This window comes from Nocardia sp. NPDC050408 (genome assembly GCF_044458905.1).
In the GTDB taxonomy this organism is placed as follows: domain Bacteria; phylum Actinomycetota; class Actinomycetes; order Mycobacteriales; family Mycobacteriaceae; genus Nocardia.
In genome coordinates, this window is the sequence record NZ_JBITIL010000005.1 from 233,706 (window position 1) to 252,627 (window position 18,922).

The following is an 18,922-nucleotide window of genomic DNA, read 5'->3' on the forward strand; positions in this document are numbered from 1 at the left end:
ATGCTCGCTCGCCGACCCGATCAGTCGGCGAAGACCGGCTTGCGCTTGGTGAGCATGGCGGTCGCGCCCTCGAAGAAGTCGGGGGACTGGAGCAGTTCGCTCTGGCCGGACTTTTCGGCGGCGAGCGCGGCGTCCAAGGCGGGCAGTGTCGCGGCGTTCAATGCCTTCTTGGTGAGTTCGAGGGCGCGGCGCGGGCCCGCGGCGATCTTGGCGGCCGCGGCCTCGACCTTGGCGTCGAGTTCGTCCTGCGGGACCACGGCGGTGAACAGTCCGGCCGCCTTGGCCGCCGGCGCGGGGAGTCGCTCGCCGAGCAGAGCCATTTCCGCGGCCAGCGGTCGGCCGGCCGCGGCGGCGACCATGGCTGCCGCACCGCCGTCGGGCATCAGACCGATATTGATGAAGGCGAGCAGCAGATAGGAATCCTCGGCGGCGTAGACCAGGTCGGCGGCCAGCGCGATGCCGACACCAACACCCGCGGCCGCGCCCTTGACCCGCGCGATGACCGGAATCGGCGCGTCCACAATCGCTTTCACGAGCCGGTTGGCCGCATCCATCACCATGTCCGAAGTGATCCCGCGCTGCGCCTCGGCGGCCGATGCGGCAAGATCGGCGCCGGTGCAGAAGTCGCCGCCCTCGCCGGTCAGTACGATCACCCGCACCGAACGGTCCTCGGCGGCGGCGAGGAAGGTGTCACCGAGGGCGACCATGGTGTCGTAGTCGATGGCGTTCTTGCGCTTGGGCTTGGTGAGCGTGACCCGGAGCACCTTGCCGTCATTGACGGCACTGAAACCCGCGGATGTGGTCGCGGAATCGGGGTTGCTCATTTGGTGCTCCTGGTCTGGAATCCGGCGGGGCATTCCCATGAATGGTGGTTAACTTTGCGAATTGTGGTTAACTTAGGATGATTTGTCCGGCGCTGTCAACCAACGGCGCCGCACCGGAACGGAGAGCTACATGGTCGCGGATCGCAGCGAGGTCGGTCTCGCTTCCGCGCGGCCCGACGCGGGTGGGAACAGGACGGGGGCGGAGCCGGCCCAGACGGTGCGGCGTCGCCCGAAGGATCGCAAGGTCCAGATCATCCGGGCCGCCGCGCGTGCATTCAGCGAACGCGGGTATTACCCGGTCGGCGTCGACGAGATCGCCGCGGAGGTCGGCATCTCCGGGCCCGCGCTGTATCGCCACTTCGCGAACAAGTACGCGCTGCTGGTCGCGGCCGCCGAAGAAGGTGCCTTGCATCTGCTGAAGGTCGCGCGCGCCGCGGACGATCCGAATCTGGAGCCGCAATCCCGGCTCGACGCGCTGATCAAGGCGATCAGCGAACACACCATCGATATTCGTCGCGAGGCCGGACTGTACCGCTGGGAGCGGCGCTACCTGGAGGCCGACGACCGCGCCCGGATCAGGAAGGTCTACGACGCGCTCAACGCGACGCTCGCCGAACCGATCCGACAGCTGCGTCCCAGCGCACCGCCCGCCGACGTGGCAATGCTCGCCGCTGGCGTGCTGAGCGCCATCGCCAGCATCTCCTCGCATCGCACCACGCTCGCCACCGCCCGGCTGATGCCACTGCTGCGCGAGATGAGCTGGTCGATCCTGCGCGCTGAACTGCCGCCCGCACCGACCGAGCCCACGCCCGGACCGGCCACCCGCGGCCTGCCGGTCACCTCGAAACGCGAACAGCTGCTCACCGAGGCGATCCGGATCTTCGGTCGCCAGGGCTATCACGAGGCCAGCATCGAGGAAATCGGCGCGGCCGTCGGCATCAACGCCTCCAGCGTCTACCGGTACTTCAGCAGCAAGGCCGATCTACTCGCCGCCGCCTTCCACCGCACCGGCGACCGGGTGGCCATCGCGATCACCGAGGCGCTGGCCGAGGCCACCAGCCGTCCGGACGCGGTGCGGCGCATTGCCTACCGCCAGGCCCGGCTCACCTTCGCGATGCCGGAGATCATGCCGGTCTACTACGCCGAATTCAGCAACCTGCCGCAGGCCGAACAGCACAAGCTGCGCGCCATCCAGCGCCAGAACGTGCTGGAGTGGGCCAACCTGCTCGACGGCGACTCGGTGGAGGCGCGCTTTCGCGTGCATGCCGCCATCGCTCAGGTGATCGACGTGGGCCGGTTGACCAAATTCGACCCACGCCCCGAACAACTGGCCCGAGTCTGCGCCCTGATGGAGGCCGTCCTTCTGGGCTGACGCTCGCACGATCGTCGCCCCCAACGGAGCGTGTCTTACGAGCGGCGTTCGCGGCCGGTCTCGCTTCTGAGTTGTCGAAGCGTATGCGCTGCAGGCGCGGGACTCGCCCTTGCAGCACGCGCGTGCATCAGGTGCTGTAGGGCCCGCCATTACGACCCCGATGGAGCGAGTCTCGACGGCACGGACGCGAGACACCATGGGCCGCGAACGGGTCGCGCCGCAGGCGCGGCAAATCAAACACCTCCGTGACGCATCCGGAAGATCGCTTTGGCCGTGCGCAGATGCCGTGAGTGCCGGTCGAAGGTGGACAGATTGACCGGGGCCCGATACCGCTTGCGTGCGATCGCCAACGTCCGGCTGAACTCGCGCAGTCCCTGATCGCCGTGATGGTGTCCCTGTCCGTATTCACCGACCCCACCGAAGGGTAGCGCCGGAATCCCGGCATACGTGGTCGAAGAATTGATGGTCACAACGCCAACCCGCAGTTGCTCGGCGAAGGATTCGATACCGTGCACATCCCGGGTGAACACCGACACCGCGACACCATTGCCGACCGCGTTGATCCGCTGCGCCGCCTCGTCCATATTCGCGACCCTGTTGACGATCAGCAATGGCCCGATGCCTTCGCCGGTGATCGCGAGGCTCTCCTCCGGCACCTCGGCCAAGACGATCGGTTCGATATAGGGGTCGCGAATCGAATCCAGTCCGCCGACCACCGCGCGCCCGCCCTTGGCCACTGCGTCGCGCACCTGCTTGCGCACCACCTCGACCTGCGATTCCAGAATCATCGGACCGTAGGACGCGCGCTTATCCGCACCGGGCCGCAGCCGCCGCGCCTGTTCGATCACCAGTTCCAGGAATCGGTCGTAGACGGAGTTGGCGACATAAGCCCGCTGGATGCCGGTGGAGTTCTGGCCCGCATTGGCCATCGCGCCGAATACCGCGGCCTCGGCGGCCTCGTCGAGTTTGGCGTCGACGTGAACCACCATGGTGCCCTTGCCGTTCCGTTCGACCACCACCGGCGTCAAGGTCTGCGCGCACAGCGTGATCACCTCGCGTGAGCCCGCATCCGAACCGGCATAGGCGATTTTGTCCACCTTTGCCCGACATAGAGCCGCGGTGGTGGCGTGATCCCCGGTAACGACCTGCAGCACAGGCTGATTCGGCGCCAGTTTGTTCCAGCTGTCGGCCAGCCAGACCCCGACGCCGGTGGTGAGTTCATCGGGTTTGAACACCACGGCATTGCCCGCGGCCATCGCGTAGGCGATCGAGCCCATCGGGGTGAAGACCGGGTTGTTCCACGGCCCGAGCACGCCGACCACGCCGAGCGGCAGATAGCCGACGGAGGCGTGCTGATTGCGGGTCAGCCAGGTGGCGCCGAGCTTGCGTCGATCCAGCACGCGTGCGGCATTGCGGGCCGCCCAATCCAGATTCTCGACGGCGAGCATCACCTCGATTGCCGCGTCCGCCTCCGGTTTTCCGGTTTCCTCGCACAGGATTTCCACCAATTCGCCTGCGCGCCTGGCGATACTGCGCTTCCAATCCAGTAGCCAGCGTTTGCGGGCGCTGAATCCCAGCTCCGCCCACCACTTTTCAGCGGAGCGTGCGGCGCGTACGGTGCGGTTGATTTCGCCCGCGCCCATCACGGCGTAGTTGCCGACGATTTCGCCGGTGCGCGGGTCATAGGACGTCAGCACGTTCGGTCGGCCCGATCCTCCCGTATGCGCTGCCAGCCTCGGCTGCGCGGTCTCGGCCATGGTCACCTCTCGCAGGGTCGATCCGCCGCAGGTCGCTGAACGCTTGGCGAAGCAGCGCTGCCGCAAACGAGTGAGTGCGTTTCCCCCGTCTAGCAGACTATGGGCGCCGCGACGGCCGGACAAGGTGTCGCTACCGCCCCTACGCTGCCCCTCGAGGGCCGTCACCAGCGGCGTTCTCCGGTCGGGTGGGTCGGCGGAAAGAAATGTGAGTAAGCACACACTTAGGCTGCAGTCCGCTGGGTATGGCGCGGTCTGCCCTGCAGGGATGGCTCTGCCGGTAACATCACGCGTGGCGACAGGGATCACCAACCGGGACGTATTCATGCCCACGCTTTTGGCGACCCGCGGTCGCCGCCCCGGCCCCGCGAACGCCGCCGATCAGACACAGTGGAGAGTTGATGCCGAGTTTGAACCAAGCGGATTCGCATACCAGCGAGCCACCACCCGTCGATGGTGGTGACGCGGCGGTCGCGGTTGCGGATGTCCGGAAGTCATTCGGCGATGTGCACGCGCTGCAGGGCATCAGCTTCACCGCCGCGCGGGCGAGTGTGCTCGGCATCCTCGGGCCCAACGGTGCGGGCAAGACCACCATGGTGAAAGTGCTGTCGACCCTGCTGCGCCCGGACTCCGGCACCGCCGTGGTCGCGGGCCACGATGTGCTGAAGGATCCGGCGGGTGTGCGCCGCTCGATCATGATGACCGGCCAGTACGCCGCGCTCGACGAGAACCTCTCCGGCCGGGAGAACCTGGAATTGTTCGGCCGACTCATGGGACTTGGCAAATCGGCCGCCCGCAAGCGCGCCGACACCCTGCTCGAGGAATTCGACCTGGTGCACGCGGGCCGTCGCGCGGTGCGCCACTATTCCGGCGGTATGCGTCGTCGGGTCGATATCGCCTGCGGACTGGTGGTGCGGCCGGAGGTGGTCTTCCTCGACGAGCCGACCACCGGTCTGGATCCGCGCAGCCGGCAGGGCGTGTGGGATCTGGTGACCGCGCTGAAGAATCAGGGCATCACGGTGCTGCTCACCACGCAGTACCTCGAGGAAGCCGATGTGCTCAGCGACAACATCATCGTCATCGATAAGGGCACGGTGATCGCCGAGGGCACCGCCGACGAACTCAAGGAGAAGACCGGCGGCAGCTACTGCGAGGTGGTCCCACTGGTTCCGGGTCAGCTCGGCAAGGCCGCCAACGCACTCGGTGATCTGGTGCCCGCCGCCGTACTCGCCGATATCGATGGCGGCGACCGGATTTCGATTCCCGCCCCCGACGGCGCGGCCACGCTGTCGGAGGCATTGCGTAGGCTCGATGCCGCCGGGATCCAATTGGCCGATATCGCACTGCGCAGGCCGTCGCTCGACGATGTCTTCCTCTCCATCACCGGCCATTCGGGCGGCCACTAGTGAGTTCCGGAACCGTCGAGCGGGCCGATTCGGCGCTGCTCTTCGCCGAGCTGCCCGTGGCCAGGCTCTCTTACTTCGCGCAGTGGCGCGCGCTGGCCGGACGCATTGTGCGGACCATGGCCGTCAAGGGCGAACTGATCGTCGCGATGGTCACCCCGCTGGTGTTCACCCTGGGCTTCTATCTGCCGCTGCGGTTCGTCATGAAGTTCCAGGGTATCGACTACGCCCAGTTCGTCATGCCGATCATCGTGCTGCAGACCATGGCGTTCACGATGATGTCGAATGCGCAGCTGTCCGCATACGAGGCGCTGACCGGTCTGAGCACCCGACTACAAACGATGCCGATCGGCGCACTGGTGCCATTGAGCGCTCGCATCGGCGCGGGCCTCGTGCGTTCGCTGACCGCGCTGACCGCGGCGATCATCTTCGGCTACATGATCGGCTTCCATTTCATTGCCGGACTCGGTCAGGCCGTGCTGTTCTGTGTGTTCTCGATCGCGGTCGGTACCGTCCTCGCACTCGGTGCGGACGCGCTCGGCAGCCTGACCAAGAGTCCGGAATCGCTGAGTCAGGCATTGACGCTGCCCACCTTGATCTTCGGCATGCTGTCCTGCGGATTCGTCCCGGAACGCAGTTTTCCGATGTGGATCCGGCCGTTCGTGCGCAATCAGCCGATCTCCCAGTTCTCCTTCGCGCTGCGCGATATGGCGCATGACGGGGTGAGTTGGGATGTGCTGTGGGTGCCGCTGACCTGGCTGGGCGGTATGGCGATCGTCTTCACCCCGTTGGCGATCTGGGCGAGTGTGAGGCGGTCATGAGTTCGGTCGAGACCTTGGAGCGCATCGAGGTGGACGGATTCGACCCGCTGCCGCGGGTGGCCACGCCATCCGAACGCGCGCTGTCGACCTGGATCGCGCACAGCCTGATCCAGTGCAGGCGGTTGCTGCTGGTGTGGGCGCGCGATCCCGCGACCACCATCCAGACGCTGATCTATCCGGCGCTGACACTGTTCATGTTCCGTGTCGTGCTCGGCAATTCGATTACCGCGGCCACCGGTAAACCGAGCATCTACGGACAGGTCGCGCTGATCACGCTGGTCGCGGCGATGTCCGGTGCGGTGGTCAGCGCGCTCGGCTTCAAGGGCGAGAAGTACACCGGACTGCTCGGTCGGTTCTGGACCATGCCGGTGCACCGGGCGGCCGGACTGACGGGCAGGCTCTGCGCCGAAGCGGTCCGCGTGCTGGTCACCACGCTGTTCGTGATCGTGGTCGGCTTCTGCCTCGGTTTCCGCTTCGGGCAGGGTCCGCTGGCGGCCATCGCGTTGATCGGCATTCCGGTGCTGTTCGGCGTCGGCTTCGCGGTGCTGGTCACGGCGCTGGCAACCATTACCGAGGGCGTCATGCTGGTCAGCATTATCGGCATCGTCAATACCCTGCTGATGTTCTTCAATTCCGGGTTCGTGCCGGTGATCGCCTACCCGACCTGGTTGCAGGACGTGGTCGCGAATCAGCCGATGAGCTGCGCCATCGATGCGATGAAGGGACTGTCCTACGGCGGTGCCGTCGCCGACCCACTGTTGAAGACCATCGCCTGGGTGTTCGGGCTCATCGTCGTGTTCGCGTACCCCGCGATCCGCGGCTACCAGCGCGCCGCCGAAACCGGCGCCTGACGTATCGGGTCCCCGCGGGTTCGGATGGCTCGCGGGTCCGGGTCAGCCGATCCGGCCTTCCTCGCGTTCGGCTGCGGCGAATTCGAAATCGGCCCAGCGGTTCCGGTTCGTCCAGCCGACCAGGTCGTAGCGCCAGCGAAACGGCCAGGTGCGGGCGACGGTGTTGAAGAGGACGGCGCCGAGCGCGGTGTAGTCGTCGTGGGCGGAGAGCAGGGCGCGCTGGCCGCGGGGGGAGGCGCGGAAGAAGGTGTCGAACATGGCGATGGACTGTTCGGTCGTCAGGCGGCCCATGCCCCAGAGGCCGCGCATGCGCATCCAGTACACCAGTCGGGCCTGCAGTGGCCAGAGTTCGGCGATGGGGTCACGGCCTTGTCGCAGGGCTTCGACGGCGGTGTCGACCAAAGCCAGCGAATCAGCGACGCTGTAGCCGGTGCAGGGATGCATCATGCCGCCGCGGGAGCCGAAAGGAATCGCCTGGGCGGTACCCTTTTTCGGCGGTGGCTGGTCGAGTGGGTAGTGCGCAGCCTCGGTCGGTTCGTCGCCTTTGAGTCGGATGCCGTGTGCGGCGAGACGATTCAGGGTGCGCCTGCGTAACTCGTGCTGCGGCATGCCGCCGCGCAGGCCGAGGCTGGTCTCCTCGAAGATCACTGTGCCGTCACCGAGCGGGACGGAATAGAGGAACGACGGCGGCTCATTCGGTCCCGCGCCGTTCTCCGCACGCCAATCCAGCAGCAGTCCCTCGCCTTCGGTCACCATGGGCGCGGCGGTTTCGGCGTCGACGAAGATGCCGTGCGCGCTGGCGGCTCGACGCCGTCCGAGTGTCGGCAGCCCGCGGGTATCGAAAACTGTTGTGGCCCTGAAAGTCGTGCCGTCCGCGAGCTCCAGCTCATTGGCCTCGACGCGAGTGGCCCGCCCGGCGATGACGGTGGCGTCGTCGAGCGGCAGGGCATCGCGCAGTCCGGTCTTCGAGAGCACGCAGTAGGGGCGGTCGATCCGATGCTCGGACTTCGTCCAGACCGTCGGCTTCGGAATGCGCGCGGCAATGGCGCTCGACGGCAACCACTCCGGCAGCTCATCGATCCAGCAGGAGAATGTGGGCATCCAGAGCCGGTCCGGCCGCGGATCGACGGCGGCGACGCGGAACCCGGCCAGCATCGCCCGATGCGCCAGCGCCCGACCGGTCGGTCCGAGCCCGACCACGCAGAGGTCGAATTCCCGGACCGCCCTGTCGCTCATATTCCGCATTCAATCCGCTCCCCCCGTTCGCCCGCAACAATGCTCCCCGTAGGTGCGGCCAACCGCACACCCCCGTGTGACCTGCACACCCGCTGAAAATAGTGTGTAGGTCGCGCAGTGGGTGTGTACCTCGCTGGCGCAGGGCACCGGCCGCGTCGGCGTTGGGACTTCGCCGCGTTCACGGTGTTGCCTACTTGGGTGTAATCCAAGTGGTGATGTCGGCGTGCACCACCTCGCGGCCGTGCTTGTCGTAGATGGAGACCGGGACGGTCAGCTCCTGCCCCTCGGTGATCTGGGTGAAGTCGGGTACCTCGGCCAGCTCGGCCACTGCGCGCAGACCGGTCTCGGCCTTGGCCAGGTACTCCACATTCATGGCCTTGGGAATCCAGCGGTGGGTATCGGGCACCGTGGCCTCGCTGAGCATTCCCATCGCCACCTCGGCCAGATTGCAGGCCGCGATCGCATGGAATGTGCCCAGGTGGTTGTGGATGCCGAACCACTTCGGCGAGGTCACCTCGCATAGTCCGGGCTCCAAACGCACGACGCTCGGCAGCACCGTGCCGAAGTAGGGCACCCGGGCCACCATGCCGAGCGAGAACAGGGTGTGCCCGAGCCGGTTGTCCGGAAGTTTGTTCCAGATCCGATGGGTCGCGGTCGGTTTCGTCATGCCCTTATCTTACTCGGAAGTAAGTTCGTGCGGGTAGCGACCGGGGCGCGCCCGGGATTCACAACCTGACCTGCTGAGGAGTCATTGGCGGGGGGCGGATTTGAAGTCGCCAACGCGGTCGGGCATACTGTTCGGGTTGCCTTGCACCGGGTCATGCCGTTCGACGGTTGTGGCGGGTGGTGAGGCGAGCAACACCCAATCGTGTACCTCGCTGGACATCCAGCGTGGGTGCGTCCGGGACAAACGTTCCAGGCCAGGTGAAGTTTCGAACCGGGGCCGAGGAATGAGCGGAGGGGCGACACGCCCGACCGCGTGGACCGGAGAACCATGACAGATGAACAGCGGCGAGGATCGGGCGGTGCCCGGTCGCGGTCTCACTGTGTTGGATCTGCCCGAGCGGGGGACCTGCGTGGTTGCGCAGGCTGCCTCCTCCGGGCCTGATCCACTCGGGCTGGGACGTCTTCGTGTGTTCGGGCTGTGCAATTGAAGGTGGTACGGAAGCCGGCTTCCGGACCACGAACGATAAGCGGAGAAAAGGACACTTAGCGTGGCGGGACAGAAGATCCGCATCAGGCTCAAGGCCTATGACCACGAAGCGATCGACGCGTCCGCGCGCAAGATCGTGGAGACGGTGACCCGCACCGGGGCCCGTGTGGTCGGGCCGGTGCCGTTGCCGACCGAAAAGAACGTGTACTGCGTCATCCGTTCGCCGCACAAGTACAAGGACTCGCGCGAGCACTTCGAGATGCGGACGCACAAGCGGCTGATCGACATCCTCGACCCGACGCCGAAGACGGTTGATGCCCTCATGCGCATCGACCTGCCGGCCAGCGTCGACGTCAACATTCAGTGACGGGGACTCGAGATATGACTGACAACAAGAACAGGCCAGCGGCCGGCATCCTGGGCACCAAGCTCGGCATGACCCAGGTGTTCGACGACAAGAACCGCGTCGTCCCCGTGACCGTCATCAAGGCCGGACCGAACGTCGTTACCCAGATCCGCACCGTGGAGCGCGACGGCTACAGCGCCGTCCAGGTCGCTTTCGGCGCCATCGACCCGCGCAAGGTGAACAAGCCGGTCTCCGGTCAGTTCGCCAAGGCCGGTGTCACTCCGCGCCGCCACGTCGCCGAGATCCGGGTCGCGGACGCCTCCACCTTCGAGGTCGGCCAGGAGATCAACGCCGATGTCTTCGAAGAGGGCGCCTACGTCGACGTCACCGGCACCAGCAAGGGCAAGGGCTTCGCAGGCACCATGAAGCGCCACGGCTTCCGTGGTCAGGGCGCCTCGCACGGTGCCCAGGCGGTGCACCGTCGCCCGGGTTCCATCGGTGGTTGCGCCACCCCCGGCCGCGTGTTCAAGGGCATGCGCATGTCGGGTCGCATGGGTAACGACCGCGTCACCACGCAGAACCTCTCGGTTCACAAGGTGGACGCCGAGAACGGCCTGCTGCTCATCAAGGGAGCGATCCCCGGTCGCAAGGGCAGCGTCGTGACCGTCAAGAGCGCAGTGAAGGGTGGTGCGCACGCATGACCAGCGTCGAGAAGAAGACCAATCTGACCCTCCCGGTCAAGGAACTCGGCGGCAAGACCAACGGCACCGTCGAGCTCCCCGCCGAGATCTTCGATGTCACCGCGAACATCTCGCTGATGCACCAGGTCGTCATCGCGCAGCTCGCTGCCGCACGCCAGGGCACGCACTCGACGAAGACGCGCGGCGAGGTCTCCGGTGGTGGCAAGAAGCCGTATCGCCAGAAGGGCACCGGTCGCGCCCGTCAGGGTTCGACCCGCGCGCCGCAGTTCGCCGGTGGTGGCACCGTGCACGGTCCGCAGCCGCGCGACTACAGCCAGCGCACCCCCAAGAAGATGATCCGCGCCGCGCTGCGTGGAGCTCTCTCGGATCGTGCGCGCAACGAGCGCATCCACGTGATCACCGAACTGGTCTCGGGTCAGAACCCGTCGACCAAGACCGCTAAGTCGTTCCTGTCCGAGCTCTCGGACCGGAAGAAGTTCCTGCTCGTCCTCGGACGTGAGGACGTCGCGGGCTGGAAGAGCGTGCAGAACCTGGAGTTCGTGCACCCGATCGCGCCGGATCAGCTCAACACCTACGACGTGCTCGAGAGCGACGAAGTGGTGTTCAGCGTCGAGGCCTTGAACGCCTTCGTGCACGGCCCCGCCGAATCCGCACAGGAGGAGAGCAAGTGACCACGATCGCCGACCCCCGCGACATTCTGCTGGCGCCGGTCATCTCGGAGAAGTCCTATGGACTGATCGAGGAAGGTACCTACACCTTCATCGTGCACCCGGATTCCAACAAGACGCAGATCAAGATCGCCGTCGAGAAGGTCTTCGGCGTGAAGGTGACCAGCGTCAACACCGCCAACCGTCAGGGCAAGCGCAAGCGGACCCGCTTCGGTTACGGCAAGCGCAAGGACACCAAGCGCGCGCTCGTGACCATCTCGGCCGACAGCAAGCCCATCGAGATCTTCGGAGGCCCGGTCGCGTAAGCGCCTGGGAATCCAGAAAGCAGAGAAGAACTCATGGCAATCCGTAAGTACAAGCCGACTACGCCGGGCCGTCGTGGCTCCAGCGTCTCGGACTTCGCTGAGATCACTCGGTCGACCCCCGAGAAGTCGCTGATCCGCCCGCTGCACAGCAAGGGTGGCCGCAACGCGCACGGTCGCATCACCACTCGTCACCGCGGTGGCGGCCACAAGCGTGCCTACCGTCTGATCGACTTCCGTCGCCTGGACAAGGACGGCATCCCGGCCAAGGTCGCGCACATCGAGTACGACCCGAACCGCACCGCCAATATCGCGCTGCTGCACTACGTGGACGGCGAGAAGCGCTACATCATCGCCCCCAAGGGCGTGGTGCAGGGCACCCCGATCGAGTCCGGCCCCACCGCCGACATCAAGCCGGGTAACAACCTGCCGCTGCGCAACATCCCGACCGGTACCACGATCCACAACGTGGAGCTGCGTCCGGGCGGTGGCGCCAAGATGGCCCGCGCCGCCGGCATGAGTGTCCAGCTGCTCGGTAAGGAAGGCCCCTACGCCACGCTGCGTATGCCCTCCGGTGAAATCCGTCGCGTCGACGTGCGCTGCCGCGCCACCGTCGGCGAGGTCGGCAACGCCGAACAGTCGAACATCAACTGGGGTAAGGCCGGCCGCATGCGCTGGAAGGGTCGCCGCCCCACGGTCCGTGGTGTCGTCATGAACCCGGTCGACCACCCGCATGGTGGTGGTGAAGGCAAGACCTCCGGTGGTCGCCACCCGGTCTCGCCGTGGGGTCAGCCGGAAGGCCGTACCCGCAAGCCCAACCGTCCGAGCGACAAGCTCATCGTCCGCCGTCGCAAGACCGGCAAGAAGCGCTGAAGGAGGAGGTAAGAAATGCCACGTAGCCTCAAGAAAGGCCCGTTCGTCGACGACCACCTCCTCGCGAAGGTGGACGTTCAGAACGAAAAGGGCAGCAAGCAGGTCATCAAGACCTGGTCCCGTCGTTCGACCATCATCCCCGATTTCATCGGACACACCTTCGCCGTCCACGACGGCCGCAAGCATGTGCCGGTGTTCGTCTCGGAGTCCATGGTCGGCCACAAGCTGGGTGAGTTCGCGCCCACCAGGACGTTCAAGAGCCACGTCAAGGAAGACCGGAAGAGCAAGCGGCGATGACCACTGAGACTCAGAACCCGACTGCGCGCGCGACCGCCAAGCACGTTCGCGTGACCCCGATGAAGGCTCGCCGTGTCGTGGACCTGGTCCGCGGCAAGCGGGTCGAGGACGCCCTCGCGATCCTGAAGTTCGCGCCGCAAGCCGCGAGCGAACCGGTCGCCAAGGTCGTGGCCAGCGCCGCGGCGAACGCCGAGAACAACCTCGGCCTGAACCCGTCGACCCTGGTGATCTCGACCGCCTACGTCGACGAGGGCGCGACCATGAAGCGTTTCCAGCCGCGGGCCCAGGGCCGCGCGTTCCGGATCCGCAAGCGCACCAGCCACATCACCATCGAGGTCGAGAGCGTGCCCACCGCCGGTGGATCCACTCGTAACCGCCGGAAGGGAGGGGCAAAGTAAATGGGACAGAAAATCAACCCCCATGGCTTCCGCCTCGGTATCACCACCGACTGGAAGTCGCGTTGGTACGCGGACAAGCAGTACGCGGACTACGTGAAGGAAGACGTCGCCATCCGCAAGCTCCTGGCCACTGGCATGGAGCGGGCGGGCATCTCCAAGGTGGAGATCGAGCGCACCCGTGACCGGGTTCGCGTCGACATCCACACCGCGCGTCCCGGCATCGTCATCGGTCGCCGTGGCGCCGAGGCCGATCGCATTCGCGCCGAACTGGAGAAGCTCACCAAGAAGCAGGTGCAGCTGAACATCCTCGAGGTCAAGAACCCCGAGTCGGATGCGCAGCTCGTTGCCCAGGGTGTCGCCGAGCAGCTGTCCAACCGTGTGGCGTTCCGTCGCGCGATGCGCAAGGCCATCCAGTCGGCCATGCGTTCGCCGAACGTCAAGGGCATCCGGGTGCAGTGCTCGGGCCGCCTCGGCGGCGCCGAAATGTCGCGCTCGGAGTTCTACCGCGAGGGTCGCGTCCCGCTGCACACGCTGCGCGCGGACATCGACTACGGCCTCTACGAGGCCAAGACCACCTTCGGTCGCATCGGCGTGAAGGTCTGGATCTACAAGGGCGACATCGTCGGTGGCAAGCGTGAGGTCACGGCTGCGGCCGCGCCCGCCGCTGGTGACCGCCGCGAGCGTCGGGAGCGGCCGAGCCGCCCGCGTCGGTCCGGTTCCGCAGGCACCACCGCGACCAGCACCGAGGCCGGGCGTGCCGGCGCTGCTACCGCGGTTGCCGACGCCCCGGCAGAAACACAGGAGGGCTGACGCATGTTGATGCCACGGAAGGTCAAGCACCGGAAGCAGCATCACCCGAGCCGCAGCGGCATGGCCAAGGGCGGCACTTCGGTCGCGTTCGGTGAATTCGGCATCCAGGCTCTCGAGCCCGCCTACGTCACCAACCGGCAGATCGAGTCCGCGCGTATCGCGATGACCCGCCACATCAAGCGTGGCGGCAAGATCTGGATCAACATCTACCCGGATCGCCCGCTCACCAAGAAGCCGGCCGAAACCCGCATGGGTTCCGGTAAGGGCTCGCCGGAGTGGTGGATCGCGAACGTCAAGCCCGGACGCGTGATGTTCGAAATGAGTTACCCCAACGAGGAGATCGCTCGTGAGGCCCTGCGCCGCGCGATGCACAAGCTCCCCATGAAGTGCAGGATCGTGACCAGGGAGGAGCAGTTCTGATGGCTACCGGTACACCGGCCGCAGAGCTCCGCGAGCTCAACGAAGAGGAGCTCGTCGCCCGCCTGCGCGAGTCGAAGGAAGAGCTGTTCAATCTGCGCTTCCAGATGGCGACGGGTCAGTTGGACAACAACCGTCGCCTGCGCGTCGTGCGTCACGAGATCGCGCGCATCTACACGGTCATGCGTGAGCGCGAGCTCGGCCTGGCCTCGGCACCCGCTGGCAAGGGAGATGCGGCATGAGTGAAGAGAAAGTGACCCCCGAGGTCAAGCGCGGCACCCGCAAGGTCCGCATCGGCTACGTGGTCTCGGACAAGATGAACAAGACCATCGTGGTCGAGCTGGAAGACCGCACGCGGCACAAGCTCTACGGCAAGATCATTCGCTCCACCACCAAGGTGAAGGCGCATGACGAGAACGAGATCGCCGGTGTCGGCGACCGCGTCCAGCTGATGGAGACCCGCCCGCTGTCGGCCACCAAGCACTGGCGGTTGGTCGAGGTCCTGGAGAAGGCCAAGTAACCGTAGCGACTGCTTGCAGGTCGCTCGAAACGGTCAGCCTTTTCCGGCGGTAAAGCAAAGGCCCGCTTCCCATTTGGGAAGCGGGCCTTTTTCATATTTGCTCAGCGGTTCGGATCATTCAGAGTCAACACCGCGATGGAACTCGGCGATGTGCAGATCGCGCTTCGGTTGGGTCCCGGGCTGGATACCTCCGCCCTGCCGGTGGAGCGCCGGATTCGGCACCAGCTCGAGCTTGCGCGTGCATTCAATTTGGCAGGTCGCCAACAGGATTCGGTATCGGCCCTACTCGATGCCGAGCAGGCGGCACCGGAACAAGTTCGCCACCATTACCTCAGCCGACAACTCGTACTCACCTGGATGCGCAATGCGCACGGCGGTCCTTCGTTCGTCTTGCAATCCTTGGCCCAACGGATGCATGTCGTGAGGTGAACCAATGACCGACGAGGACAATCATTTTGCGCGCGCACGGCTGGCGGCGGGAGCGCTTTTCGTGCGCGGCGACGAGGTGCTGTTGGTACACAAGACCTATGGCAATGGTTGGGATATACCCGGTGGCTATGTAGAGCCGGGTGAAGCACCCGCATCGGCGTGCCGCCGCGAGGTTCGTGAAGAGCTCGGAATCGACCGCCTACCAAAGCGATTGCTCGTCCACGACTGGGCACCGAGCGAGGGCGAAGGTGATAAGACTCTCTCGCCCGACGTCTGCGGCAAGCCGGTGTCGCACGTGCCGAAGCTGTGACCCGGTACCTAGAGCACGGCGAGTCTGCGCCGTGAGGTGTCCAGCTCGTTGATTCTAGTCCGCACCGCGAATCGGCTAGCTGCGCTGCATTTGTGCCACTGCCCTCGCGCTCGCCTATGGGCGGTGCGGGTTGAGGAGTTCGCGGGTCAGGACTTGGGTCCACCAATGTTCGATGCGTTGCGGTGGCCATCGGCGTTCGGTGGTGAGGGTGGTGTAGACGTCGATATTGCACAGGGCGGCGTAGATGTCGACAGCGGTGGGGAGGTCGAGGTCTACGCGCAGGGTGTTGTCGGGCCAGGTAGAGAACACTTGGATGCGAGTTCGATCAGCCAGGAGCCTGCCTTGCTGATACACAGCGGCCAGATCGGATTCGACGCGGCCCGCCTCGCGTAACAATGCGATGAGATCTCCGGCGCGCTCGAACAGCCTGCGGTCATAGCCGACCATTCCCGCGAGCTGGCTTTCGGGGTCGGGGGTGGCTTCCAACTCCGCGACCATCCGTGCCGGGTCGGCCGCGAGGTCGGCCGCATCGACCAGGGCTTGGACCAATCCCTTCTTGCTCCCGTATGCCGCATACACCGTCGGCACCGAAACCCCCGCTTCGCGCGCCACCTCGCGCACCGTGGTGGCCGTCCAGCCTTGGGAGACGAACAATCGGCGCGCGGCCTCGGCGATCTCGGCGTGCGTCTGTTTGGCCTGCGTCAGTCGGCGCAGCGAGTCGTAGCGGCGTCGGTCTGGCTGCGCTTCCATTGTCCTCCTGGGTTGTTGCTAACTACATTCAATATAGTCTCGTTAAACCTAATTGTAGAAGGATGTGGCTTCATGGAGTTCACCGCATTGGCAGGCCTGGGCGGTTTCGGATTCGTGCTGCTGGCGGTCGTGATCAACGCCGTCTATGTGCGCGGCCGACTACCGCGTCCAGTGTCGAGGGATGGCTTCGACACCGTCGTCGCATCCTTCGCCTCCGTCGGCGGCGCACTGCGCAAACCGTCGGTCGCGGCTCCGGCCGGGTGGGTGTGCCTCACCGTCTTCGCCGCCGGGCTGTTATCGGTGCTCTGGCAGGGCGGGTCCGGACCGCAGGCGTGGGCCCTGGTCGGTTTCGCCGGAGTGCTCATGCAGAACGTCACGTTCACCTGCGTCGAGGCACTCCGATTCGGCATGGCCGCGGCCGCTTCGCGTGACCGTGATTCGGTGGCAGGCCTGTGGGCGCTGAGCAACGTGCTCTTCGGGTTCAACCAGGTCTTCCTCGCCATGGCGATGCTTGGCTTCACCGCCGCCGGAGTGAGTACCGGACTTATCGCCGTTTGGCACGCGTCGCTCGGATACGTCAGCGCCGCACTACTGTTCATCTCCGCGTCGACCAGCCCCTACAACGCGAATGGAACCAGCCGCGGCGCACTCATCGGCCTCATCGGATGGCTCGGCTGGGTCAGCTGGATTCTCGTGTACTGCGTCGAGCTACTGCGCTATTAGGCCGCGATCACGTCTGAGCGATTCGGCCGGATCCGAAAGGCTTGGGTACGTGCGAATCTGAACTGGCGACATTGGTGCGCTGTAGATCGAATCATGGGATTAATTGGTGGCGTGGGGTGGGTGGGCGTGGGACGCTCGGTCGGGTGCGGGCCTATCGGGAGGTGTTGGCGGATTCGGCGGTGCGCAGTGTGCTGCTACTGGGGGTGATGGTTCGCATTCCGTTTTTCGCCGGGGCGGTGTTGCTCGCGTTGCATGTGGTGCAGACGTTGCACGGGTCGTATGGGCAGGCGGGCGCGCTGAGTTCAGTTGTGACGCTGTGTGTTGCGGCGAGTGGGCCCTGGCGGGGGCGGATGCTGGATCGGTTCGGATTGCGTCGGACGATTCTGCCGTCGATTGTGGTCGGGGCGGTGTGTTGGTCGATCGCGCCGTTTGTGGGGTATGCGGCGCTGTTGGTGCTCGCGGCGGTCGCCGGGCTTTTCGATATTCCGATCTTCACGGTAGTGCGGCAGGCCGTGATCGCGGCGACGACCGAGCAGAGCCGTCAACCGGCGCTGGCACTGGAATCGGTTTCGGTGGAGATGGCGTTCATGGTCGGGCCGGTGCTCGGTGTCGCCGCCGCGACGGCTTGGTCGACGACGCTCACCCTCTTCGGGATGCAGATGGCGCTGGTGTTGTCGGGAGTCTTTGTGTGGGTCCGCAATCCGCCGCTGCGCTGCGATGTCAAAGGCGGGGATGACAAGGCCGAGGCCGCGACGGTGCCGCGGCGCGAATGGTTCCGGGTCGAGTTCGTCGCGCTGTGCATCGGCGCGTGTGTGGCGATCGCGGTGCTCGCGGGGTCGGAATTGACATTCGTATCCGCGATTCGCGAGTTCGGCGCGCAGCGATGGCTCGGCGTGGTCATGGCGGTCTGGGGTTTCGGTTCGCTGGTCGGTGGGCTCGTCTACGGCGCGTTGCATCGATCCATTTCGACGTATGTGCTGCTCGCCGGGCTCGGCGCCGTCACCATTCCGATGTGCTTCGCTGTCGGTCCGCTATCGCTGGGCGTGACCGGACTCATCGCCGGAGCGCTTTGTGCGCCAACGCTTGTCGCATCCGTCGATCAGTTGAGTCGAATTGTTCCCGAGGGCGGGCGCGGCGAGGCGATCGGCTGGCACGGCGCCGCGATGACGCTCGGCAACGGCATCGGCAGTTCGCTCTGCGGGGTTGCGATCGACGCGGGCGGTTTCCCGGCGGGATTCGCGGCGGCCGCGGTACTCGGGCTCGGACTCGGAATCGGACTGTTGCTGCTGGTCAAGGTGGTGCGTCGGGTCGACCGGGAGCGGCGGCCGGTCGGCGCGATCTGAAGCCGCTCGATGCAGGCCTTGCGTTATACGTATACATCTACTTATAGTGATTCCCGACGGAAGCTGACGAGCCTGCTCGAGGGGACCGGAAAACAGCAGATCAACTCATCGCAGCGGACCGAATCGGGGTCCGCTGGCGTAGATCTCATGCTTTATTGCATATCTATTAATGGGACGGGGAATCATGAACGCGGATCCGCACACACCGGCCGACACTGTCACGGTCAATATTGATAAGAGCGCATCGGATATGCGCGATGTGCTGCTCAAAACCGGTCCCGGCGGCCTGCACAGGCAGCGTTTCGTCGGGCGAAAGCTCGGTGAGGCACGGGAATTCACCAAGTCGGGCCTCGCGGTGATCCGGGTCTACCTGAGCCGCAAGGGCAAATACGTGGTGCACCGGCAGCAGGCCGACTGGATGGACTTCGCATTCACGAATTGGACCAGGGATCTGAAGAACTGGCGCGAGATCTTCGACGTCGACGACCAGACCTGGGGCGACTACACGGTGGACATCGTCGACTCGGTCGAGGAACTCGCCGGGCGGGTTCCGGCCCGCATCTACCGCGAACTCGTCGACACCGCGACGAGTCCGAAGATCGACGAACTCGACATCTGAGA

25 protein-coding genes are annotated in these 18,922 nt (G+C 65.6%); 20 read left to right on the top strand and 5 right to left on the bottom strand.

Annotated elements, in window-relative coordinates:
* Window positions 1-20: 20 nt before the first annotated feature.
* Window positions 21-824, bottom strand: a complete 804-nt coding sequence (locus ACIBJI_RS17555; RefSeq protein ID WP_364355588.1) for an enoyl-CoA hydratase-related protein — start codon at window positions 822-824, stop codon at window positions 21-23.
* A gap of 130 nt (window positions 825-954) precedes the next feature.
* Between ACIBJI_RS17555 and ACIBJI_RS17560 the strand changes: the two genes are divergently transcribed.
* Window positions 955-2,196 carry a TetR family transcriptional regulator gene (locus ACIBJI_RS17560; protein WP_364355585.1) on the top strand — a complete coding sequence of 414 codons (1,242 nt, stop codon included), beginning with the start codon at window positions 955-957 and terminating at the stop codon, window positions 2,194-2,196.
* A gap of 233 nt (window positions 2,197-2,429) precedes the next feature.
* Here the strand turns inward: ACIBJI_RS17560 and ACIBJI_RS17565 are convergent, their stop codons facing one another.
* Window positions 2,430-3,953 (bottom strand): aldehyde dehydrogenase family protein, encoded by a 1,524-nt coding sequence (locus tag ACIBJI_RS17565; protein ID WP_364355621.1) that lies wholly within the window; start codon window positions 3,951-3,953, stop codon window positions 2,430-2,432.
* Window positions 3,954-4,351: 398 nt separating this feature from the next.
* On the opposite strand from ACIBJI_RS17565, the gene ACIBJI_RS17570 reads away from it, so the two are divergent.
* The 3 genes from ACIBJI_RS17570 to ACIBJI_RS17580 are packed head-to-tail and all read left to right on the top strand — an operon-like array spanning window position 4,352 to window position 7,025.
* The gene (locus ACIBJI_RS17570) at window positions 4,352-5,356 is read left to right on the top strand and encodes an ATP-binding cassette domain-containing protein (RefSeq protein ID WP_364355582.1); all 1,005 of its coding nucleotides are present in this window, start codon (window positions 4,352-4,354) and stop codon (window positions 5,354-5,356) included.
* 35 nt (window positions 5,357-5,391) lie between these two features.
* Window positions 5,392-6,174 (top strand): ABC transporter permease, encoded by a 783-nt coding sequence (locus ACIBJI_RS17575; protein ID WP_396957611.1) that lies wholly within the window; start codon window positions 5,392-5,394, stop codon window positions 6,172-6,174.
* Window positions 6,171-7,025 carry an ABC transporter permease gene (locus ACIBJI_RS17580; RefSeq protein WP_396957389.1) on the top strand — a complete coding sequence of 285 codons (855 nt, stop codon included), beginning with the start codon at window positions 6,171-6,173 and terminating at the stop codon, window positions 7,023-7,025. Before ACIBJI_RS17575 ends, ACIBJI_RS17580 begins: the two co-directional genes overlap by 4 nt.
* 42 nt (window positions 7,026-7,067) lie before the next feature.
* Here ACIBJI_RS17580 and ACIBJI_RS17585 read toward each other — a convergent pair whose 3' ends face one another.
* Window positions 7,068-8,261 carry a lycopene cyclase family protein gene (locus ACIBJI_RS17585; RefSeq protein WP_397084889.1) on the bottom strand — a complete coding sequence of 398 codons (1,194 nt, stop codon included), beginning with the start codon at window positions 8,259-8,261 and terminating at the stop codon, window positions 7,068-7,070.
* A gap of 190 nt (window positions 8,262-8,451) precedes the next feature.
* On the bottom strand, window positions 8,452-8,928 hold the full coding sequence (locus ACIBJI_RS17590) for a hotdog fold domain-containing protein (protein ID WP_364355573.1): 477 nt from the start codon (window positions 8,926-8,928) through the stop codon (window positions 8,452-8,454).
* Window positions 8,929-9,475: 547 nt separating this feature from the next.
* On the opposite strand from ACIBJI_RS17590, the gene rpsJ reads away from it, so the two are divergent.
* The 13 genes from rpsJ (at window position 9,476) to ACIBJI_RS17655 (ending at window position 15,485) form a co-directional block, all read left to right on the top strand.
* The gene (rpsJ, locus tag ACIBJI_RS17595) at window positions 9,476-9,781 is read left to right on the top strand and encodes a 30S ribosomal protein S10 (RefSeq protein WP_003938093.1); all 306 of its coding nucleotides are present in this window, start codon (window positions 9,476-9,478) and stop codon (window positions 9,779-9,781) included.
* A 14-nt stretch (window positions 9,782-9,795) separates the two neighbouring features.
* Window positions 9,796-10,461 (top strand): 50S ribosomal protein L3, encoded by a 666-nt coding sequence (gene rplC / locus ACIBJI_RS17600; protein WP_040686545.1) that lies wholly within the window; start codon window positions 9,796-9,798, stop codon window positions 10,459-10,461.
* Window positions 10,458-11,132 carry a 50S ribosomal protein L4 gene (gene rplD / locus ACIBJI_RS17605; protein WP_364355568.1) on the top strand — a complete coding sequence of 225 codons (675 nt, stop codon included), beginning with the start codon at window positions 10,458-10,460 and terminating at the stop codon, window positions 11,130-11,132. The genes rplC and rplD overlap by 4 nt, the downstream gene beginning before the upstream one ends.
* The gene (rplW, locus tag ACIBJI_RS17610; RefSeq protein WP_040686547.1) at window positions 11,129-11,434 is read left to right on the top strand and encodes a 50S ribosomal protein L23; all 306 of its coding nucleotides are present in this window, start codon (window positions 11,129-11,131) and stop codon (window positions 11,432-11,434) included. The genes rplD and rplW overlap by 4 nt, the downstream gene beginning before the upstream one ends.
* Before the next feature lie 33 nt (window positions 11,435-11,467).
* Window positions 11,468-12,304 carry a 50S ribosomal protein L2 gene (rplB, locus tag ACIBJI_RS17615; RefSeq protein ID WP_364355565.1) on the top strand — a complete coding sequence of 279 codons (837 nt, stop codon included), beginning with the start codon at window positions 11,468-11,470 and terminating at the stop codon, window positions 12,302-12,304.
* Between the two features lie 15 nt (window positions 12,305-12,319).
* Window positions 12,320-12,601 (top strand): 30S ribosomal protein S19, encoded by a 282-nt coding sequence (gene rpsS / locus ACIBJI_RS17620; RefSeq protein WP_040686549.1) that lies wholly within the window; start codon window positions 12,320-12,322, stop codon window positions 12,599-12,601.
* A complete protein-coding gene (gene rplV / locus ACIBJI_RS17625; RefSeq protein WP_364355561.1) occupies window positions 12,598-12,999 on the top strand; it encodes a 50S ribosomal protein L22 in 402 nt (133 codons plus the stop codon). Before rpsS ends, rplV begins: the two co-directional genes overlap by 4 nt.
* Window positions 13,000-13,809: a 30S ribosomal protein S3 gene (gene rpsC, locus ACIBJI_RS17630; protein WP_040686551.1), complete on the top strand. Its 810-nt coding sequence runs from the start codon at window positions 13,000-13,002 to the stop codon at window positions 13,807-13,809. It abuts the gene before it with no gap.
* A 3-nt stretch (window positions 13,810-13,812) separates the two neighbouring features.
* Window positions 13,813-14,229: a 50S ribosomal protein L16 gene (gene rplP, locus ACIBJI_RS17635; RefSeq protein ID WP_014981662.1), complete on the top strand. Its 417-nt coding sequence runs from the start codon at window positions 13,813-13,815 to the stop codon at window positions 14,227-14,229.
* Window positions 14,229-14,468, top strand: coding sequence for a 50S ribosomal protein L29 (rpmC, locus tag ACIBJI_RS17640; RefSeq protein ID WP_040686552.1), 240 nt, complete (start codon window positions 14,229-14,231; stop codon window positions 14,466-14,468). The genes rplP and rpmC overlap by 1 nt, the downstream gene beginning before the upstream one ends.
* Window positions 14,465-14,746 (top strand): 30S ribosomal protein S17, encoded by a 282-nt coding sequence (gene rpsQ, locus ACIBJI_RS17645; RefSeq protein ID WP_040686553.1) that lies wholly within the window; start codon window positions 14,465-14,467, stop codon window positions 14,744-14,746. Before rpmC ends, rpsQ begins: the two co-directional genes overlap by 4 nt.
* Window positions 14,747-14,881: 135 nt before the next feature.
* Window positions 14,882-15,175, top strand: a complete 294-nt coding sequence (locus ACIBJI_RS17650) for a hypothetical protein (protein WP_364355554.1) — start codon at window positions 14,882-14,884, stop codon at window positions 15,173-15,175.
* A gap of 4 nt (window positions 15,176-15,179) precedes the next feature.
* Window positions 15,180-15,485, top strand: a complete 306-nt coding sequence (locus ACIBJI_RS17655) for an NUDIX hydrolase (RefSeq protein WP_364355551.1) — start codon at window positions 15,180-15,182, stop codon at window positions 15,483-15,485.
* A gap of 114 nt (window positions 15,486-15,599) precedes the next feature.
* On the opposite strand, the gene ACIBJI_RS17660 is transcribed toward ACIBJI_RS17655, so the two are convergent.
* Window positions 15,600-16,235, bottom strand: a complete 636-nt coding sequence (locus ACIBJI_RS17660) for a TetR/AcrR family transcriptional regulator (protein ID WP_397084891.1) — start codon at window positions 16,233-16,235, stop codon at window positions 15,600-15,602.
* 72 nt (window positions 16,236-16,307) lie between these two features.
* On the opposite strand from ACIBJI_RS17660, the gene ACIBJI_RS17665 reads away from it, so the two are divergent.
* The 3 genes from ACIBJI_RS17665 to ACIBJI_RS17675 all read left to right on the top strand — a co-directional run bounded on the left by ACIBJI_RS17665 (window position 16,308) and on the right by ACIBJI_RS17675 (window position 18,920).
* Complete coding sequence (locus ACIBJI_RS17665) at window positions 16,308-16,958, top strand: 2-oxoglutarate/malate transporter (RefSeq protein ID WP_397084893.1); 651 nt, start codon at window positions 16,308-16,310, stop codon at window positions 16,956-16,958.
* A gap of 116 nt (window positions 16,959-17,074) precedes the next feature.
* The gene (locus ACIBJI_RS17670; protein WP_397084895.1) at window positions 17,075-18,301 is read left to right on the top strand and encodes an MFS transporter; all 1,227 of its coding nucleotides are present in this window, start codon (window positions 17,075-17,077) and stop codon (window positions 18,299-18,301) included.
* A gap of 184 nt (window positions 18,302-18,485) precedes the next feature.
* Complete coding sequence (locus ACIBJI_RS17675; RefSeq protein ID WP_396957392.1) at window positions 18,486-18,920, top strand: EXLDI protein; 435 nt, start codon at window positions 18,486-18,488, stop codon at window positions 18,918-18,920.
* Window positions 18,921-18,922 lie beyond the last annotated feature (2 nt).

Bases quoted from the DNA above. Each gene is read 5' to 3' on its own strand.
- rplC (WP_040686545.1), top strand. From the start codon at position 9,796: ATGACTGACAACAAGAACAGGCCAGCGGCCGGCATCCTGGGCACCAAG.
- ACIBJI_RS17655 (WP_364355551.1), top strand. From the start codon at position 15,180: ATGACCGACGAGGACAATCATTTTGCGCGCGCACGGCTGGCGGCGGGA.
- ACIBJI_RS17675 (WP_396957392.1), top strand. From the start codon at position 18,486: ATGAACGCGGATCCGCACACACCGGCCGACACTGTCACGGTCAATATT.
- ACIBJI_RS17570 (WP_364355582.1), top strand. From the start codon at position 4,352: ATGCCGAGTTTGAACCAAGCGGATTCGCATACCAGCGAGCCACCACCC.
- ACIBJI_RS17580 (WP_396957389.1), top strand. From the start codon at position 6,171: ATGAGTTCGGTCGAGACCTTGGAGCGCATCGAGGTGGACGGATTCGAC.
- ACIBJI_RS17590 (WP_364355573.1), bottom strand. From the start codon at position 8,928: ATGACGAAACCGACCGCGACCCATCGGATCTGGAACAAACTTCCGGAC.
- ACIBJI_RS17560 (WP_364355585.1), top strand. From the start codon at position 955: ATGGTCGCGGATCGCAGCGAGGTCGGTCTCGCTTCCGCGCGGCCCGAC.
- rpsS (WP_040686549.1), top strand. From the start codon at position 12,320: ATGCCACGTAGCCTCAAGAAAGGCCCGTTCGTCGACGACCACCTCCTC.
- ACIBJI_RS17665 (WP_397084893.1), top strand. From the start codon at position 16,308: ATGGAGTTCACCGCATTGGCAGGCCTGGGCGGTTTCGGATTCGTGCTG.
- rplP (WP_014981662.1), top strand. From the start codon at position 13,813: ATGTTGATGCCACGGAAGGTCAAGCACCGGAAGCAGCATCACCCGAGC.
- ACIBJI_RS17585 (WP_397084889.1), bottom strand. From the start codon at position 8,261: ATGAGCGACAGGGCGGTCCGGGAATTCGACCTCTGCGTGGTCGGGCTC.
- ACIBJI_RS17565 (WP_364355621.1), bottom strand. From the start codon at position 3,953: ATGGCCGAGACCGCGCAGCCGAGGCTGGCAGCGCATACGGGAGGATCG.
- ACIBJI_RS17555 (WP_364355588.1), bottom strand. From the start codon at position 824: ATGAGCAACCCCGATTCCGCGACCACATCCGCGGGTTTCAGTGCCGTC.
- rplD (WP_364355568.1), top strand. From the start codon at position 10,458: ATGACCAGCGTCGAGAAGAAGACCAATCTGACCCTCCCGGTCAAGGAA.
- rpmC (WP_040686552.1), top strand. From the start codon at position 14,229: ATGGCTACCGGTACACCGGCCGCAGAGCTCCGCGAGCTCAACGAAGAG.
- rpsQ (WP_040686553.1), top strand. From the start codon at position 14,465: ATGAGTGAAGAGAAAGTGACCCCCGAGGTCAAGCGCGGCACCCGCAAG.
- rplB (WP_364355565.1), top strand. From the start codon at position 11,468: ATGGCAATCCGTAAGTACAAGCCGACTACGCCGGGCCGTCGTGGCTCC.
- rplV (WP_364355561.1), top strand. From the start codon at position 12,598: ATGACCACTGAGACTCAGAACCCGACTGCGCGCGCGACCGCCAAGCAC.
- ACIBJI_RS17650 (WP_364355554.1), top strand. From the start codon at position 14,882: ATGGAACTCGGCGATGTGCAGATCGCGCTTCGGTTGGGTCCCGGGCTG.
- ACIBJI_RS17660 (WP_397084891.1), bottom strand. From the start codon at position 16,235: ATGGAAGCGCAGCCAGACCGACGCCGCTACGACTCGCTGCGCCGACTG.
- rpsC (WP_040686551.1), top strand. From the start codon at position 13,000: ATGGGACAGAAAATCAACCCCCATGGCTTCCGCCTCGGTATCACCACC.